A 15,391-nucleotide genomic window follows, 5' to 3' on the forward strand; every position below is an offset into this window, starting at 1 on the left:
GAGCACACTGAACCCGTGAACGGCAAGCGCAAGCGCGGGGAGCTGCGGATCTACCTGGGCGCGGCGCCCGGTGTGGGCAAGACCTTCGCCATGCTCGGCGAGGCCCACCGGCGCCGCGACCGGGGCACCGACGTCGTGGTCGGCCTGGTGGAGACCCACGGGCGGGACCGGACCGCCGCCCTGCTCGACGGCCTGGAGCAACTGCCCCGCCGGCCCGCCCACCACGGCGCCGAGCCGGCGGAACTCGACGTCGACGCCCTGCTGGCCCGGCGGCCCGAGGTCGCGGTGGTGGACGAGCTGGCGCACACCAACGCGCCCGGCTCCCGCAACGCCCAGCGCTGGCAGGACGTCGAGGAGCTGCTCGACGCGGGCATCGACGTGCTGTCCACGGTCAACGTCCAGCACCTGGCGTCGCTCAACGACGTGGTCGAGCGCATCACCGGCGTGGCCCAGCGGGAAACCGTGCCCGACGAGGTCGTGCGGCGCGCCGAGCAGCTGGAGCTGGTCGACATCACCCCCGAGGCGCTGCGCCGCCGCCTGGCCCACGGCAACGTCTACGCCGCCCACAAGATCGACGCCGCCCTGGGCAACTACTTCCGCGTCGGCAACCTCACCGCCCTGCGCGAGCTGGCCCTGCTCTGGCTGGCCGACCAGGTCGACGTGGCCCTCCAGCGCTACCGCTCCGAGCAGCACATCACCGACACCTGGGAAACCCGCGAACGCGTCGTGGTGGCGATCAGCGGCGGCCCGGAGAGCGAGACCCTGATCCGCCGCGGCCGCCGGGTCGCCCTGCGCGCCGGCGCGGACCTGCTGGTCGTCCACGTCCTGCGCGGCGACGGCCTGGCCGGGGCGTCACCGCAGCTCGTGACCGGTTTCCGGCGCGTGGCCGAGGACCTGGGCGCGACCTTCCACACCGTGGTCGGCGACGACGTGCCCACCGCCCTGCTGGAGTTCGCCCGCGGCGTCAACGCCACCCAGCTCGTCCTGGGCACCTCCCGCCGCCCGCGCCTGACCAGGGTGTTCGCCGAGGGCATCGGCTCGGCCGTGACCCAGGCGTCCGGCCCCATCGACGTGCACATGGTCACCCACGAGGAGGCCCGCCGCGGCCCGCGGTGGCGGCCCGCGCACAACGCCCTGTCCCGGCACCGCAGGCTGGCGGGCTGGCTGCTGGCCCTGCTGCTGCCGGGCGCGGTGACCGGCCTCGGCCTGGTCGGGCACGCCGACATGGGCTTCTCCACCGACCTGATCGCCTTCTTGCTGGCCACGGTGCTGGTCGCCCTGGTCGGCGGCGTGGGCCCGTCCGTCGTCGCGGCCTTCCTCGGCGCCGGCCTGCTGAACTTCTTCCTCACCCCGCCCCGCTACAGCCTGGCCGTGGCCGGACCGGAGAACCTGATCGCCCTGGTCGCCATGCTCGTGGTGGCGGTGCTGGTCGCCGTGGTGGTGGACCGGGCCGCCCGGCTCGCCGTCCAGGGCGCGCGGGCGCGCACCGAGGCCGCGCTGCTCGCCTCCTACGCCCGCACCGTGCTCACCAGCCCCCACCCCGTGGCGCGGCTGCTGGAGAAGGTCCGCGAGAACTTCGGCCTGGAGTCCGTGGCGCTGCTGGAGCGGCGCGAGGGGGAGTGGACGCGGGTGGCGTGCGTGGGGCCGCGGCCGTGCGACGAGCCGGACGACGCCGACGTGGACGTCCCGGTCACCGCGGACGTGCACCTGGCGCTGCGCGGGCGGGCACTGCCCGCGGGCGACCAGCGGGCCCTGGAGGCCGCCGCCGGCCAGGCGGTGCTGGCGCTGCGCCACCAGCGGATGGCCGCCGAGGCCGCCGAGGCCCAGCGCCGGGCCGAGACCACCGAGCTGCGCACCGCGCTGCTCTCGGCCGTCGGCCACGACCTGCGCACCCCGCTGACGTCCATCAAGGCCGCCGTGGGCAGCCTGCGCGACCCGGACCTCCGGCTGTCGGCCGGCGACACCGCGGAACTGCTGGAGGCCGTGGAGGTCTCGGTCGACCGCCTCACCGGCCTGATCGACAACCTGCTGGACTCCTCCCGGCTCGCCACCGGCGCCATCGCGCCGCACCTGCGGGCCGTGACCTACGACGAGGTGGTGGCACGAGCCCTGGCCGGCATCGACGAACGCGCCGCGGTGGCCGTGGACGTGGCCGAGCACCTGCCCCCGGTGCTGGCCGACCTGGGCCTGCTGGAGCGCGTGGTGGCCAACGTGGTCGACAACGCCCTCCGCCACGGCAGGCCGACCCCGCGCCGGGCGGCCGGCGGCACCACCGCGGACGAACCGGAGGTGGCGATCCGGGCCAGCGCCTACGGCGACCGGGTCGAGCTGCGCGTGGTCGACCACGGCCAGGGCCTGCCCAAGCACGCCAACGAGACCGCGTTCGCCCCCTTCCAGCGCCTGGGCGACCGCGACGCCACCCCCGGCGTCGGCCTGGGCCTGAGCGTGGCCAAGGGCTTCATGGAGGCCATGGGCGGCACCATCGCCGCCGAGGACACCCCCGGCGGCGGCCTGACCGTGGTCCTCTCCCTGCCGGTGGCCCGGCTGGTGGTCGCATGACCACGATCCTGGTGGTGGACGACGACCCGCAGGTCTTACGCGTGCTGCGGATCAACCTCACCGCGCACGGCTACGACGTGCACACCGCCGCCGACGGCGCCGCGGCGGTGCACGAGGCGCGGAACGGGGCCGACCTGGTCCTCCTGGACCTGGGCCTGCCCGACGTGGACGGCGTGGAGGTGATCACCCTGCTGCGCCGGTCGAGCACCGTGCCGATCGTGGTGCTCTCCGCCCGCCAGGGCTCGGCGGACAAGGTGCGGGCCCTCGACGCCGGCGCCGACGACTACGTCACCAAGCCGTTCGGCATGGACGAGCTGCTGGCCCGGGTGCGCGCCGCGGTGCGCCGCAACGCCCGCCGCACCGACCGCCGCCCGGCCGCGGAACCGCCGGTGCGCACCGCCTCGTTCACCGTCGACCTGACCGCGAAGAAGATCCTCCGCGACGGCCGCGAGGTCCACCTGACCCCCACCGAGTGGGGCCTGCTGGAGGTCCTGGTCCGCGCGGGCGGCGAGGTGGTCGACCAGGTGAGCCTGCTGGAACGGGTCTGGGGCCCCGCCTACACCTCGGCCACCCACTACCTGCGCGTCTACCTGACCCAGCTGCGCCGCAAGCTCGAACCCGAGCCCTCCCGCCCCCGCCACCTGCTCACCGAACCCGGCAAGGGCTACCGCTTCCGGGCGTGACCCGCGCGAACGGGTGGACTTCCCCACGAGCACCGGCAGTTCACGACCGGCGGGAGCGGCGCGGAAGAGCCACCCGAACCGGATGGGGACCCGGCCGCTGCGACCACGTCCACCCCGTCACGAACCCACTGGACCCACGCGTCCGCGGTCGGCCACGCCGTGCGCACCAGGGCCGCGGTCGGGACGGGCCGGGTGCCGGTCGAGCACCAGCGGGGCGCGGGCCGCGACTTCGCCGCGGAACAGCGGCGAGGCCATGCCACCTCCGCGGCTTCTGCCAGGCCGATGGCTTCGACAACGGCGTGGTGGAGCACGCCGGCAGCCCGCGGCGCCACCCCTGATCGGGCGGCCGGGCGCCCCGGCGCGGACCCGCCCGCGCACCGGGCCGGACGACGCCCGCGGCCCGAACCCACCGCGGTTGTCGGCCAACCAGCGGTAGGAGCACCCCCGGTTCCTTCCCTAGCCTGATCCGTTGTGCCGATCTCACAGGGTGACGACGCGGTTACCGAATGGGCAGTGGCGGCCGGGTCCGGCGACCGGGCCGCGCTGGAGCGGTTCATCCGCGCCACCCAGCGCGACGTCTGGCGCCTGGTCGCCCACCTGACCGACCCCGGCCGGGCCGACGACCTGGCCCAGGAGGTCTACCTGCGCGTCCTGCGCAGCCTGCCGAACTTCGAGGCCCGCTCGTCCGCGCGCACCTGGCTGCTGTCCATCGCCCGGCGCACCGTGGTCGACCACCTGCGCGCGGCAGGCTCCCGCCCGGCCATCGCCTGGTCGGTGGACCACGAGCAGGCCGCCGAGCGCGCCGCCGCCCCGGGGCGGGCCGGTTTCGAGGACGTGGTCGAGCTGAACCTGATGCTCGCCGACCTGGCCCCGGAGCGGCGGGAGGCGCTGCTGCTCACCCAGGTCCTCGGCCTGTCCTACGCCGAGGCCGCCGAGGTGTGCGGTTGCCCGGTGGGCACGATCCGCTCCCGCGTCGCCCGCGCCCGCGAAGACCTCCTGCGCGACCAGGGCAACGAGGGCACCAACACCGGTTAGCGGACCGGCCCCGCCGCGGGCACGGTCCACTTCACAGCCTTGACCACGTTGGCGGAGTCGGTGCTCTCCCCGACCACCACGCCCCGGTTGTTCAGGGCCACCGGCCGGCTGCGCGTGCCGCCGAGCGAGCCGAGCCAGGTGACCTTCCCGGCACGCCACAGGAACGCGCGCGGCGAGCTCGAACCGGACCAGCCGACCACGTCGCCGAGGTCGTTGACCGCCACCGCCTCGGACGGCCCGGGCACGCCCAGGTCGACCGGCTTGCCGCCGGCGGGCCACAGCGTCGCCCGCCGCACCCCGTTCGCGTCGGCCGCCGAGCCCACCGCGTCGCCGCGCTCGTTGAGCACCTGCGACCCGTACGCCACCCGGCCGGGCGAGAGCACGGTCACCTGGTCGCCCTCCCAGCGCAGCACCCGGTCGTCGCGGTTGCCGACGACGACGCCGGCCTCGTTGATCCCCCGCACCTCGTACCCGTCGGTCCCCGGCACCTCCGCCAACCGCGTGCAGGTGGTCCCCGCGCAGCGGAACGCGTACCGGTCGCCCTCGAACATCGGCAGCTTCGACCCGACCACCACGCCCGCGTCGTTGATCGCGCTGATGAACAGGTGCGGCCCCGACACGGGCAGCGCCACGTGCGTGCCGTCGCGCCACACCGCCGCGTTCGTCTGGTGGTAGCCCGAGGGCGACGAGGAGTACGACATCGGCACCTCGCCCCTGCCGTTGATCGCGGCGGCCGAGACCCACCCGGCCCCGGACGGCCCGACGTCGACGGCCTGACCCGCCTGCCAGACCCGCGGCCGGTTGACGTAGTAGCCGCCGCTGGTGGAGGACTGCGAGATCAGCACCTGGCCCTGCTGGTTGATCGCGCCGGGGCTGCCCGCGCCGAGGTCCGCGGCAGCCCCGCCGGGTGTCCAGTGCACGGCGCGGATCGGGCCGTTGCCCTCGGCGGTGCCGATCACCTGGCCGAGGTCGTTGACGCCGGCGGCGCGGTGCGTCGGGTACCCGGGCAGGCCGGGCAGCTCCGCGATCAGCACGTCGGCCCGCGCCGCGGGCACCACCACCAGCGGCAGGGCCGCCGCCAGCACCAGCGCACCCGCGGGCACGCGTAACTTGGAGAAGACTCCGGGCATGGTTCGCTCCATTGCGAGATGTCCAGGTGGGGAAGGTTCTTCTGAACCGATTCGCACGGTAACCCGGACCGGACCGGGGCGGCGACCCCCGGACAGCCGAACCGTTGGGGGCCAACGGGTCCCGGAGGAAACCCGCGGCACGAGGCCGGGCCGGCCAAGATCCGGTACGCCACCGCGGTGACGGGGGCCGGATGACCCGCGGGACGACCGCGTTGCCGACCGCGGCCGTGCGGCACCCGGACCGCTCGCGTTCCCGGTGTGCGTGCAGCGCACCACGAGCCCGGTCGTCGGGCGTCCGCGCGGCGGTGCGGGTGCCCTACGACGACGGCGCGACCCGGCGCCCCGTGCCGCCGGTGAAGCCGGGCGACCGTCGCACACCCGGCGTCCGCGCGGTTCGTCCCGCCGCGCGCCCGGACCCGTGACGCCGCGGGCAACCCGGTGGACCAGGCGATCCTCCGGGCCCGCGCCCTGAGGTGACCCGCCCGACCCGCCCGGTCACCGACCTGCCCGGTCACCGACCCGCCCGGTCACCGGGCGGGCAGGTCCAGCGGGTTCTCCCGCACCCGCCGCGGCCAGTCCGACGCCACCAGCCCGGCCGCCGCGCACCCCGGCTTGCGCGCGGCCTGGTCGGCGAACCGCGCGGTGAACGCCTCGACGAACCCCAGCCGCGGGTACCGCTCGACCACCTCGGCCCGGAACTCCGGCGTGAACTCGCCCACCCGGCTGCCGGACACGTCGGCGCTCACCGCGACCTGGAGCAGGTGGCCCTCCGGGTCGTCCTCGGCCGGCACGTCGTCGCCCATGTGCAGCACGATGACCTCGGCCAGCCGCTTGCGCCGCGCCCGGCCCCACCCGGCACCGGCGGCGAACACCCAGGCCAGGTGCCCGCCGGCCTCCTCGAACGGCAACTCGTGGCTGTCGAACGGCGCGGTGAGCGCGAGGTCGTGCAGCAGCGCCGCGACGTACAGCAGCTCGCCGTCGTGGGCGATGTCCTCCTGGGCCGCGTACGCCTTCGCCCACGCGTGGGCGCGCAGCGAGTGGTGCAGCAGCCAGGGCTCGGTGTACTCCTGGCACACCTCCAGCGCCGCCGCGGCGGCCCGGGAGTCGGGGGCGGTGAAGAAGTCCACGCCGCGCAGGGTAGATCACCCGGGTCAGATGCCGGCCGCCAACCGCGTGCCCTGGTCGATCGCGCGCTTGGCGTCCAGCTCGGCCGCCACGTCGGCGCCGCCGATGACGTGCGGGGCGACCCCGCGCCCGACGAGCGCGTCCACCAGGTCCCGCACCGGCTCCTGGCCCGCGCACACCACGACCGCGTCGACCTCCAGCACGCGCGGCCGCTCGCGCCCCGGGCCGAAGGTGACGTGCAGGCCCGCGTCGTCGATGCGCTCGTAGTTGACGCCGGTCAGCTGCTCCACGCCCTTGGCCCTGAGCGCCGCCCGGTGCACCCACCCGGTGGTCCGGCCCAGGTCGCGGCCGATGCGGGTGGTCTTGCGCTGCAACAGGTACACCTTGCGCGCGGGCGCCGCGGGCACCGGGCCGGTGACGCCGCCGCGCACCAGCGCGGGATCGGTGACGCCCCACTCGGCGCGCCACCCGTCGAGGTCCAGCGGCCGGTGCGCCAGGAACTCGCTGACGTCCACCCCGATGCCGCCCGCGCCGATCACCGCGACCCGCTCGCCGACCTCGGCGCCGTGCCGGACGACGTCCACGTAGGACAGGGCGCGTTCGATGCCCGGGATGGCGGGCACGCGCGGCGCCACGCCCGTGGCGAGCACCACCTCGTCGAACCCGACCAGGTCGTCGACGCCCGCGCGGCGGCCCAGGTGCAGCTCGACCCCGGTCACCTCGATGCGCCGCCGGTAGTAGCGGATGGTCTCGGCGAACTCCTCCTTGCCGGGGATGCGGCGGGCGATGGCGAACTGGCCGCCGATGTCGTCCTCGGCCTCGAACAGCTCGACGGCGTGGCCGCGCTCGGCCAGCGCGGTGGCCGCGGCCAACCCCGCGGGCCCCGCGCCGACCACCGCGACCCGCTTGGCGCGGCGGGTGGGCAGCAGCCGCAGCGTGGTCTCGTTGCCCGCGCGCGGGTTGACCAGGCAGGTGGCCTTCTTCAGGGCGAAGGTGTGGTCCAGGCACGCCTGGTTGCACGCGATGCAGGTGTTGATCTCGTCCGCGCGGCCGGTCGCGGCCTTGCGCACCCACTCCGGGTCGGCCAGGAACGGGCGGGCCAGCGACACCAGGTCGGCGTCGCCGCGGGCCAGCACCTCCTCGGCCACCTGCGGCATGTTGATCCGGTTCGAGGCGACCACCGGGATGCCCACGTGCGGGCGCAGCCGGCCGGTGACCCCGGCGAACGCCGCGCGCGGCACGGAGGTGGCGATCGTGGGCACCCGCGCCTCGTGCCAGCCGATGCCGGTGTTGAGGATCGTGGCGCCGGCCTGCTCGACCTCCTGGCCCAGGCTCACCACCTCGTCCCAGCTCTGCCCGTCCTCGACCAGGTCGAGCAGCGACAGCCGGTAGACCAGGATGAAGTCCGGGCCCGCGGCCTCGCGGCAGCGGCGGACGACCTCGGTGGCGAAGCGGCGGCGGTGCTCCGGGCTGCCGCCCCAGCGGTCGGTGCGCCGGTTGGTGCGCGGCGCGAGGAACTGGTTGACCAGGTAGCCCTCGGAGCCCATGATCTCGACGCCGTCGTAACCGGCCTCGCGGGCCAGCTCGGTGGCGCGGGCGAAGGCGTCGACCTGCCGGCGCACGCCCCGGTCGGACAGGGCGCGCGGGGTGAACCGGCTGATCGGCGCCTTGAGGGCGGACGCGGACACGCTCAGCGGGTGGTGGGCGTAGCGACCGGCGTGCAGCAGCTGGAGGGCGATGCGGCCGCCGCTGTCGTGCACGGCCTGGGTGACGGCGGTGTGGCGGCGCGCCTCGCGCCGGTTGGTGAGCTTGGCGGAGAACGGGTAGAGCCAGCCCTCCCGGTTGGGGGCGAAGCCGCCGGTGACGATGAGGCCGACGCCGCCGCGGGCGCGTTCGGCGAAGTAGGCGGCGAGCTTGTCGAAGTCCTTGGCGCGGTCCTCGTTGCCGGTGTGCATGGAGCCCATGAGGACGCGGTTGGGCAGCGTGGTGAAGCCCAGGTCCAGGGGCTGGAGCAGGTTGGGGTACTCGGTCACGGCCGGGTGTCCTCCCGCAGCGCGGTCAGCACCTCGTCGCACCACTCGACCATCGCGCGCTCGGTGCGGATGCCGCCGCTCAGGACCAGGTACTGGTGCAGCGGCCGCCCGGTCAGGGTGGTCGGGTCGGGGAAGTCCTGCGCGGCCATGGCCAGGTAGGCGTCGAGCCGCTCGGCGTGCCGGGCGCGGTGCCGCCCGACCTCGGCGACCAGCGCGGCGGCGTCGCCCAGGGACGCGCCGCGCACCTTGACCGCCAGGTCGTGCCGGAAGTGCTCCGGCCCGCCGGGCTCGGCCAGCCACCGGCGCAGTTCGGCCTGGCCGGGCCCGGCCACCGCGTAGACCTTCTTGTCCGGCCGGCCGTGCTGCGCCACCTCGCGCACCGACACCCAGCCGAGGTCGGCCATCCGCTTGAGGGTCCGGTAGATCTGCTGGTGGGTGGCCGCCCAGAAGAAGCCGATCGACTTCGCGAAGCGGCGGGCCAGCTCGTAGCCGGTGCCCGAGCGCTCGTCGAGCGACACCAGGATCGCGTGCTCCAACGCCATGCCGCGACCGTAATGTGCAACAAGGCTCAGTGCAACTAGTTGCACATTAGGATGTGGTCATGGCCACGCACCCGTTCCGCCAGGTCGACGTCTTCGGCTCCGCCGCCTACACCGGGAACCCGCTCGCGGTCGTCGCGGCGGCCGACGACGTGACGGAGGAGGACATGCGGCGCTTCGCGCGCTGGACGAACCTCGCCGAGACGGTGTTCCTGCTCGACCCCACCACGGCGGGCGCGGACTACCGGGTGCGGATCTTCACCACCACGGTCGAGCTGCCGTTCGCCGGCCACCCCACCCTGGGCTCGGCCCACGCCTGGCTGGCCTGGGGCGGTCGGCCCGTGCGGGACGACGTGGTCGTGCAGGAGTGCGCGGCGGGCCTGGTCGAGGTCCGGGTGGCCGGCGACCGGCTCGCGTTCGCCGCGCCGCCGATGACCCGGTTCGAGCCGGTGGCCGAACCCCTGGCGGCGCGGGTCGCGGCGGGCCTGGGCGTCGGGCGCGACGCGGTGCTGGGCTGCTCGTGGCTGGTCAACAGGCCGGAGTGGATCGGCGTGCGGCTGGCCGACGCGGAGCGGGTGCTCGCGCTGCGGCCCGACCCGGGCGTGCTGGCCGGCCTGGAGGTGGGCGTGGTCGGCCCGCACCGGGCCGGCGCGGGCGCCGACTTCGAGGTCCGCGCGTTCATCGCGGCCGACGGCTCCGTGGTCGAGGACCCGGCGACGGGCAGCCTGAACGCGGGGCTGGCGCGGTGGCTGGTGGGCGAGGGGGTCGCGCCGGCCGGCTACGTGGTGGCCCAGGGGACCGCGATCGGCCACGCCGCCCGCCTCCACGTGGACGTCGGGGGTGACGCGGTGTGGGTGGGCGGCGAGGTCCGACCGGGGATCACCGGGACGGTCGAGATCTGAGAGAGGGCTTCGGATCGGCCCGGTCCCGACCGGGCCGGGCGCGGCGGGCCCGACCCGGACCCGGGTTCACACCAGCTCGACGTCCACCGGCACGGGGTTGCGCAGCGTGTGCCCCACCGGCGAGGTGGCGACCACCTTGCGGTGCAGCTCCTCCAGGGCCTCCCGCGGCGCGGGGGAGTCCAGGTGGACGCGCGCGGTGATCGAGCCGAACCCGGCGTGGCCCTCGGCCAGGCCCAGGAACACCCTGAGGTCGATGTCGCCCTTGAGGTCGACGGTGAGCCGGTCGATCGCGATGCCGGCGACCGTGGCGTTGGCGGCGTAGCCCACGGCGAGGCAGTTGCCCAGCGCGCTCAGCAGCTGCTCGACGGGGTTGGCCGCGGTGTCGCCGCCGCCCAGCCCGGCCGGCTCGTCCGACGGCGTCGGGTCGAACCCGCGCACGCGCGCCTCGGACCGGAACCCGCCGGTCCAGGTGACGTGGGCGGCCCAGGTGGTGCGCGCCTTGGCCTCGTCCCGACCGATCGCCTCGACGAGGGCGCCCACCGCTTCGATGGCGACGTCGTTGAGGCTGTGGCTGACTTCTGCGGTCATGGTGGTGCTCCCGTGGCTGTTGGGGGGTTCCTGGCAGGAGGATCCCGCCGTTCGCCGGGCGCGGGGAGGGGCGACCGAGGGCTGGGAAGCGGTGCCGGCCGGCGCGGTCCTGTGCTAGCGGCGGGGCTTGTCGGGCCCCGCCGCGCGCCGTCGGAACCGCCGGCCGTCAGAACTGGAGCGACCAGCCGTTGATCCGGCCGACGTCGGCGGAGGCGACGTCGCGGACCCGCAGCACCCACGTGCCGTTCGCGACCTCGCCGGAGGCGTCGACGGTGTAGGTGGTGACGACGTCGTCACCGCTGTCGTTGTCGGAGTCCTTCAGCCGGAACGCGGTGCCGTCCGGGGCGACCAGGTCGATCACCAGGTCGCCGCGGTAGGTGTGGGTGATGTCCACGCCGACCGCGAGCGCCGCGGGCGCGTTGCCCGACACCCCGGACACCGGGATCGGGCTCTGCACGGTGCTCAGGTCGGGGATGGTGACGTCCTCGGGGTTCTCGAACCGCGGTCCGGGCGGCGTGCCGGCGCCCGCGAGGTTCCACAGCGCGATCGCGATGGCGTCGCTGTTGCGGTCCAGGGCGGTGGCGTCGATGTTGCCGGTGGTGTCGCACGAGCGGTGGTAGCAGCGGTCGAACGCCACGCCCGAGGTGCCGCCCCACTTCTGCGCCTGCGCCGCGGTCTTGGTGACCTCCGCGCCGGTGAACGTGCCGCCGACCGGGATGCCCGAGCGGGCGAACGCCGCGTGGTCGGACCGCCCGCCGACGCTGGTCAGCTCGGTCGGCACGGTGAACGCCGCCTGCAGCACCTGCTGGATCTGCAACGACCCCGACGGCTGGCCCGAGGCGCTGTAGACGAAGTAGCCGGGGTTGGGCGAGCCGATCATGTCGAAGTTCAGGTAGCCCTTGATCTTCGACCGCTCGGTGGTGGGCAGGTTGTTGACGTAGTACGTCGACCCGATCAGGCCCAGCTCCTCCGCGCCCCACCAGCCGAACCGGATGTGCTTCTGCGGTGCGAGGCGCTCCCGCGCCACGGTGAGCGCGACCTCCAGCAGGCCGGCCGAGCCCGAGCCGTTGTCGTTGATGCCCGGCCCGGCGGTGACGCTGTCGAGGTGGCCGCCGAGCATGAGCACGCTGTTCGGGTCGCCGCCGGGCCAGTCGGCGATCAGGTTGTACCCGGTCGCGCCGCTGCTGGTGAACTGCTGCACCGAGGTCTGGTAGCCGGCCGCGTCGAGCTTGGCCTTGAGGTGGTTGACCGACGCCAGGTAGCCGGGGCGGCCGTGCGCGCGGTTGCCGCCGTTGGCCGTGGCGATCGACTGGAGGTCGTTGAGGTGCGCCTGGACGTTGGCCAGGGAGATGTCCGGCGCGGCCAGGGAGTGGACCGGGGCGGCGGTCGAGACCGGTGGGCTCAGCAGGGCCGCGGCGAGCACCAGGGCGCCCGCCGGCGGGATCGTCCTCTTCAGGGACATGGCTGCCTCCGCAGGGTGTTGGGAAAGCCATCCCGAGCCTGCGGGTTACCGGGCGCGCGGCGGTACCGACCTTCGTCGTGGCGCGTTCGGCTCAACCTCGGCGGCCTCCATGACTTCAGTGTTGCCCGAAAGCAACACCTCACCGTGCTCGGAAGGCCGCCTGTCCAGGGAAAACAGCAGGGAGGTCACTCACCGCGCAGTGCGCGTGCGCGCCGCTTCCCCTCGTGCATGGCCTGCACGCGGGCGACCGGGATGGTGTGCCCCTCGGCGACGAGGTCTTCGGGCAGCCGCTGGGGCGCGGGCATCCGGCCGTGCCACGGGTCGTCGGCGCCGAGCAGCCCGGGGACGGTGCGGACGGTGAAGTCGGCGGGGGTGACGGAGGCGAGGTCGTCCCAGGTCACGGGGAAGGACACGGTGGCGCCGGGGCGGATGCGGGGGCTGTAGGCGGCGGCGACGGTCGCGCCGTGCGCGCGGGTGGGGTCGAGGAAGACCCGGCCGCCGCGGTCGTCCTTGATGAACGCGGTGGTGGCGGTGGCCGGGTCGAGGCGTTCGGCGCGGGCGGCGAGGGCGCGGGTGGCGGCGGCGACGTCGTCGTCGGTGCCGTCGACGGGCACGAAGACGTGGACGCCCTTGGAGCCGCTGGTCTTGACCAGCCCGGTGAGCCCTTCGGCGTCGAGCGCGCGGCGGACGAGCCCGGCCGCGGTGACGACGGCGTCGAACCCGGCGCCCTCGGGCGGGTCGAGGTCGAGGACGAGGTGGGTGGGGTGGTCGAGAGCACCGGCGAGCCCGAGGGTGACGTGGTACTCGACGGCGCGCTGGTTGGCGAACCAGAGGAGGGTGCGGCGGTCGTCGCAGAGGGCGTAGCGGATCTGGCGGCGGGAGGTCTCGGCCCACAGGGTGGTGGAGGGGACCCAGGCGGGGGTGTACTTGGGGAGGTTCTTCTGCACGAAGGGTTCCTGGCCGGGGCGCACGCGCACGACGGACAGGGGGCGTCCGGCGAGGCCGGGGATGATCCGGTCGCGGACGGCGTCGAGGTAGTCGACGAGGTCGCCCTTGGTGGCGTCGGCGCCGTCGAACAGCGGTTGGTCGAGGTTGGTCAGCGCGACGCCGTCGCGTTCTTCACCCATGTGCCAACCCTCTCGGGTCGGGGCGCGGTGGGCAAGCCGGGCCCGCCCCCGGTGGCGGGGCGGGCCGCGGCCGGGGTCAGGGCAGGCGCCAGAGCTGGTTGGTGCCGGCGGTGCAGTCCCAGATCTGGAGGCGGGTGCCGTCGGCGGAGCTGGGGCCGGTGGCGTCGAGGCAGCGGCCGGAGGCGGGGTTGCGCAGGGTGCCGTCGGCCTGGGCCTGCCAGGTCTGGGCGCCGGTGCCGTTGCAGTCCCAGAGCTGGGTGGTGGTGCCGTTGGCGGTGCCGGCGCTGGTGACGTCGAGGCACTTGCCGAGGGCGCGCAGGGTGCCGTCGGTGCCGGCGGTCCAGGTTTGGGCGTTGGTGCCGTTGCAGGTCCAGAGCTGGATGGCGGTGCCGTTGGCGCTGTTGGCGCTGGCGACGTCGACGCACTTGCCGGCGATGCCGGTGATGGGGCCGGTGCGGCCGGGCGGGGTGGTGCCGCCGCCCGCGGTCTCGTAAATGGCGTTGAGCAGGGAGGTGCTGCCGGTGGTGTCCTGGGACAGCTCCCAGTTCATGATGCCGCCGGCGTTGGCCAGGGCCCACTGGGTCTTGCGGCGGATGGTGGGCAGGCCGTTGTAGCACTGCTGGGCGCCGTTGACGGTGGTGCAGTCGCGGTTGGCGTTGGCGGGGTCCATGGCGACGAGCTGGGCGTAGGTGTAGTAGCCGGGGCGGCTGTAGAAGGGGACGCCGAGGACGGTCTTGGCGGCGGGCAGGCCGCGGGACTTCCAGTAGTTGGCGCTGGCGATGGACCAGTCGTAGTTGGCGTGGGGGCTGCCGCCGTCGTAGGCCATGATGTTGAGCCAGTCGACGTGGCCGAACACGGCGGTCTGCACGCCTTCGGCGGTGCCGCCGCCGGAGACGACGGCCGCGGTGAGGAGCTTGCCGCGGCTGTGCATGGCGGTGGAGAGCTGGCCCATCAGTGCGGTGAAGTTGGCGGCGGAGGTGCCGGGGTCGGGGTACTCCCAGTCGATGTCGACGCCGTCGAGGTTGTACTGGTTGACGGTGTTGACCACGCTGTTGACGAAGGTGGTGCGGCTGGTGGCGTTGGCGGCCAGCGCTTCGAAGGCGGAGTCGTTGCCGTCGTTCCAGCCGCCGATGGCCAGGGACACGCGGACGCCGTTGGCGTGGGCGAGGTTGACCAGGGACGTGAGCTTGGCGGTGTCCGGGATGGCCTGCAGGGTGCCGTTGGCGTTGGGCAGGGCGAACGAGTAGTTGATGTGGGTGAGCTTGGTGTACTGGACGGCGTTGACGCTTCCCGCCCAGGAGGGCAGGTAGCCGACGCTCTTGAAGCCGGCGGGCGGGGCGGCGTGCGCGCCGGGGGTGGTGAGGGCCGCTGCCGCGGTGGCGAGGGCGAGGGCGGTGGCGCTCCACCGCGATCGACGCCGGGGTGTTGCCGAGAAGCGCATGGGTGTCCCTTTCCGGGGTGGCGCTGGCGGCAGCCGGGACGAACCTTATCGGAGACCTTGATTCAAGTCACGATGTAAGTGGGCGCGGGCCGGTCCGCCGCGGCCGGGCGCTCCCTCGGGGGCGGCCCGGCCGGCATCCCGGTGGGACCGTGGCACCGCGTTCCCCGATGTCGATTTCACCCGGTGGAATGACCTCCGGTGGATCGCGTTCGCCGGTGCGCGGTTCCGCCCCCTCAATTCACCGGAGATGCCCGGCCGCTTCCGGGATCAATTGCGCGCGGCCTTCGATCTTGTCCAACCGCGCCGCTGACCTGCCGCTTCTCCGACAATGCGCGGACGTGAAACCTGTTCCACCCTTTTAGGTAAGGCTCGCCTAAATGTTTTCGTGTTGCAGGTCCGGGTATCCGGTGGCAGCGTCTGGTTCACCGAACCCGTTGTCCGGAGGAGCTGTCATGACCACCACGGAAATGCCCGCCGTCAGCGAGTGCACCGTCACCGGTTGTTCCTACAACCACGACGTCCACTGCCACGCCTTCGCCATCACCGTCAGCGGTGAGGACGGCGCGGCCGACTGCGGCACCTTCATCCCGCTGGCGCGCAAGGGCGGCCTGCCCAGGGCCGTCGCCCAGGTCGGCGCGTGCTCGCGGGCGGACTGCGTCCACAACAGGGAGCTGGAGTGCACCGCGCCCGGCGGCATCCGCGTCGCCCCCGGCGAGGGTGGCCACGACGCCAACTGCCTGACCTACGACCGCGGCTGAGGCACGTGG

13 protein-coding genes are annotated in these 15,391 nt (G+C 74.4%); 5 read left to right on the plus strand and 8 right to left on the minus strand.

Going from position 1 to position 15,391, the window contains the following annotated elements; genetic code table 11:
• Positions 1-15 precede the first annotated feature (15 nt).
• From EKG83_RS20105 to sigC, 3 genes are all read left to right on the plus strand, one after another.
• Positions 16-2,559, plus strand: coding sequence for a DUF4118 domain-containing protein (locus EKG83_RS20105; protein ID WP_153278239.1), 2,544 nt, complete (start codon positions 16-18; stop codon positions 2,557-2,559).
• A complete protein-coding gene (locus EKG83_RS20110; protein ID WP_033431661.1) occupies positions 2,556-3,242 on the plus strand; it encodes a response regulator in 687 nt (228 codons plus the stop codon). Before EKG83_RS20105 ends, EKG83_RS20110 begins: the two co-directional genes overlap by 4 nt.
• A 471-nt stretch (positions 3,243-3,713) precedes the next feature.
• Entirely contained in the window at positions 3,714-4,277 is a 564-nt protein-coding gene (sigC, locus tag EKG83_RS20115; protein ID WP_033431662.1) for an RNA polymerase sigma factor SigC, read from the plus strand.
• Here sigC and EKG83_RS20120 read toward each other — a convergent pair.
• The 4 genes from EKG83_RS20120 to EKG83_RS20135 form a co-directional block, all read right to left on the minus strand.
• Complete coding sequence (locus EKG83_RS20120) at positions 4,274-5,407, minus strand: hypothetical protein (protein ID WP_153278240.1); 1,134 nt, start codon at positions 5,405-5,407, stop codon at positions 4,274-4,276. The two genes, sigC and EKG83_RS20120, sit on opposite strands and share 4 nt — an antisense overlap.
• A gap of 527 nt (positions 5,408-5,934) precedes the next feature.
• Positions 5,935-6,534 (minus strand): HD domain-containing protein, encoded by a 600-nt coding sequence (locus EKG83_RS20125; RefSeq protein ID WP_153278241.1) that lies wholly within the window; start codon positions 6,532-6,534, stop codon positions 5,935-5,937.
• 24 nt (positions 6,535-6,558) lie between these two features.
• The gene (locus EKG83_RS20130) at positions 6,559-8,565 is read right to left on the minus strand and encodes an NADPH-dependent 2,4-dienoyl-CoA reductase (RefSeq protein ID WP_033431665.1); all 2,007 of its coding nucleotides are present in this window, start codon (positions 8,563-8,565) and stop codon (positions 6,559-6,561) included.
• A complete protein-coding gene (locus EKG83_RS20135; RefSeq protein WP_033431666.1) occupies positions 8,562-9,107 on the minus strand; it encodes a PadR family transcriptional regulator in 546 nt (181 codons plus the stop codon). Before EKG83_RS20135 ends, EKG83_RS20130 begins: the two co-directional genes overlap by 4 nt.
• 59 nt (positions 9,108-9,166) lie before the next feature.
• On the opposite strand from EKG83_RS20135, the gene EKG83_RS20140 reads away from it, so the two are divergent.
• Positions 9,167-10,006 (plus strand): PhzF family phenazine biosynthesis protein, encoded by an 840-nt coding sequence (locus EKG83_RS20140; protein ID WP_033431667.1) that lies wholly within the window; start codon positions 9,167-9,169, stop codon positions 10,004-10,006.
• Positions 10,007-10,072: 66 nt separating this feature from the next.
• Here EKG83_RS20140 and EKG83_RS20145 read toward each other — a convergent pair whose 3' ends face one another.
• The 4 genes from EKG83_RS20145 to EKG83_RS20160 form a co-directional block, all read right to left on the minus strand.
• Complete coding sequence (locus EKG83_RS20145; protein WP_033431668.1) at positions 10,073-10,594, minus strand: OsmC family protein; 522 nt, start codon at positions 10,592-10,594, stop codon at positions 10,073-10,075.
• A 166-nt stretch (positions 10,595-10,760) separates the two neighbouring features.
• On the minus strand, positions 10,761-12,056 hold the full coding sequence (locus EKG83_RS20150) for a M28 family metallopeptidase (RefSeq protein ID WP_033431669.1): 1,296 nt from the start codon (positions 12,054-12,056) through the stop codon (positions 10,761-10,763).
• Between the two features lie 185 nt (positions 12,057-12,241).
• Positions 12,242-13,183: a DNA polymerase domain-containing protein gene (locus EKG83_RS20155; RefSeq protein ID WP_153278242.1), complete on the minus strand. Its 942-nt coding sequence runs from the start codon at positions 13,181-13,183 to the stop codon at positions 12,242-12,244.
• 76 nt (positions 13,184-13,259) lie between these two features.
• The gene (locus EKG83_RS20160) at positions 13,260-14,624 is read right to left on the minus strand and encodes a glycosyl hydrolase family 18 protein (RefSeq protein WP_033431671.1); all 1,365 of its coding nucleotides are present in this window, start codon (positions 14,622-14,624) and stop codon (positions 13,260-13,262) included.
• A 452-nt stretch (positions 14,625-15,076) separates the two neighbouring features.
• Between EKG83_RS20160 and EKG83_RS20165 the strand changes: the two genes are divergently transcribed.
• Positions 15,077-15,382, plus strand: a complete 306-nt coding sequence (locus EKG83_RS20165; RefSeq protein WP_033431672.1) for a DUF1540 domain-containing protein — start codon at positions 15,077-15,079, stop codon at positions 15,380-15,382.
• Positions 15,383-15,391 lie beyond the last annotated feature (9 nt).

The organism is Saccharothrix syringae, assembly GCF_009498035.1.
Lineage (GTDB): Bacteria > Actinomycetota > Actinomycetes > Mycobacteriales > Pseudonocardiaceae > Actinosynnema > Actinosynnema syringae.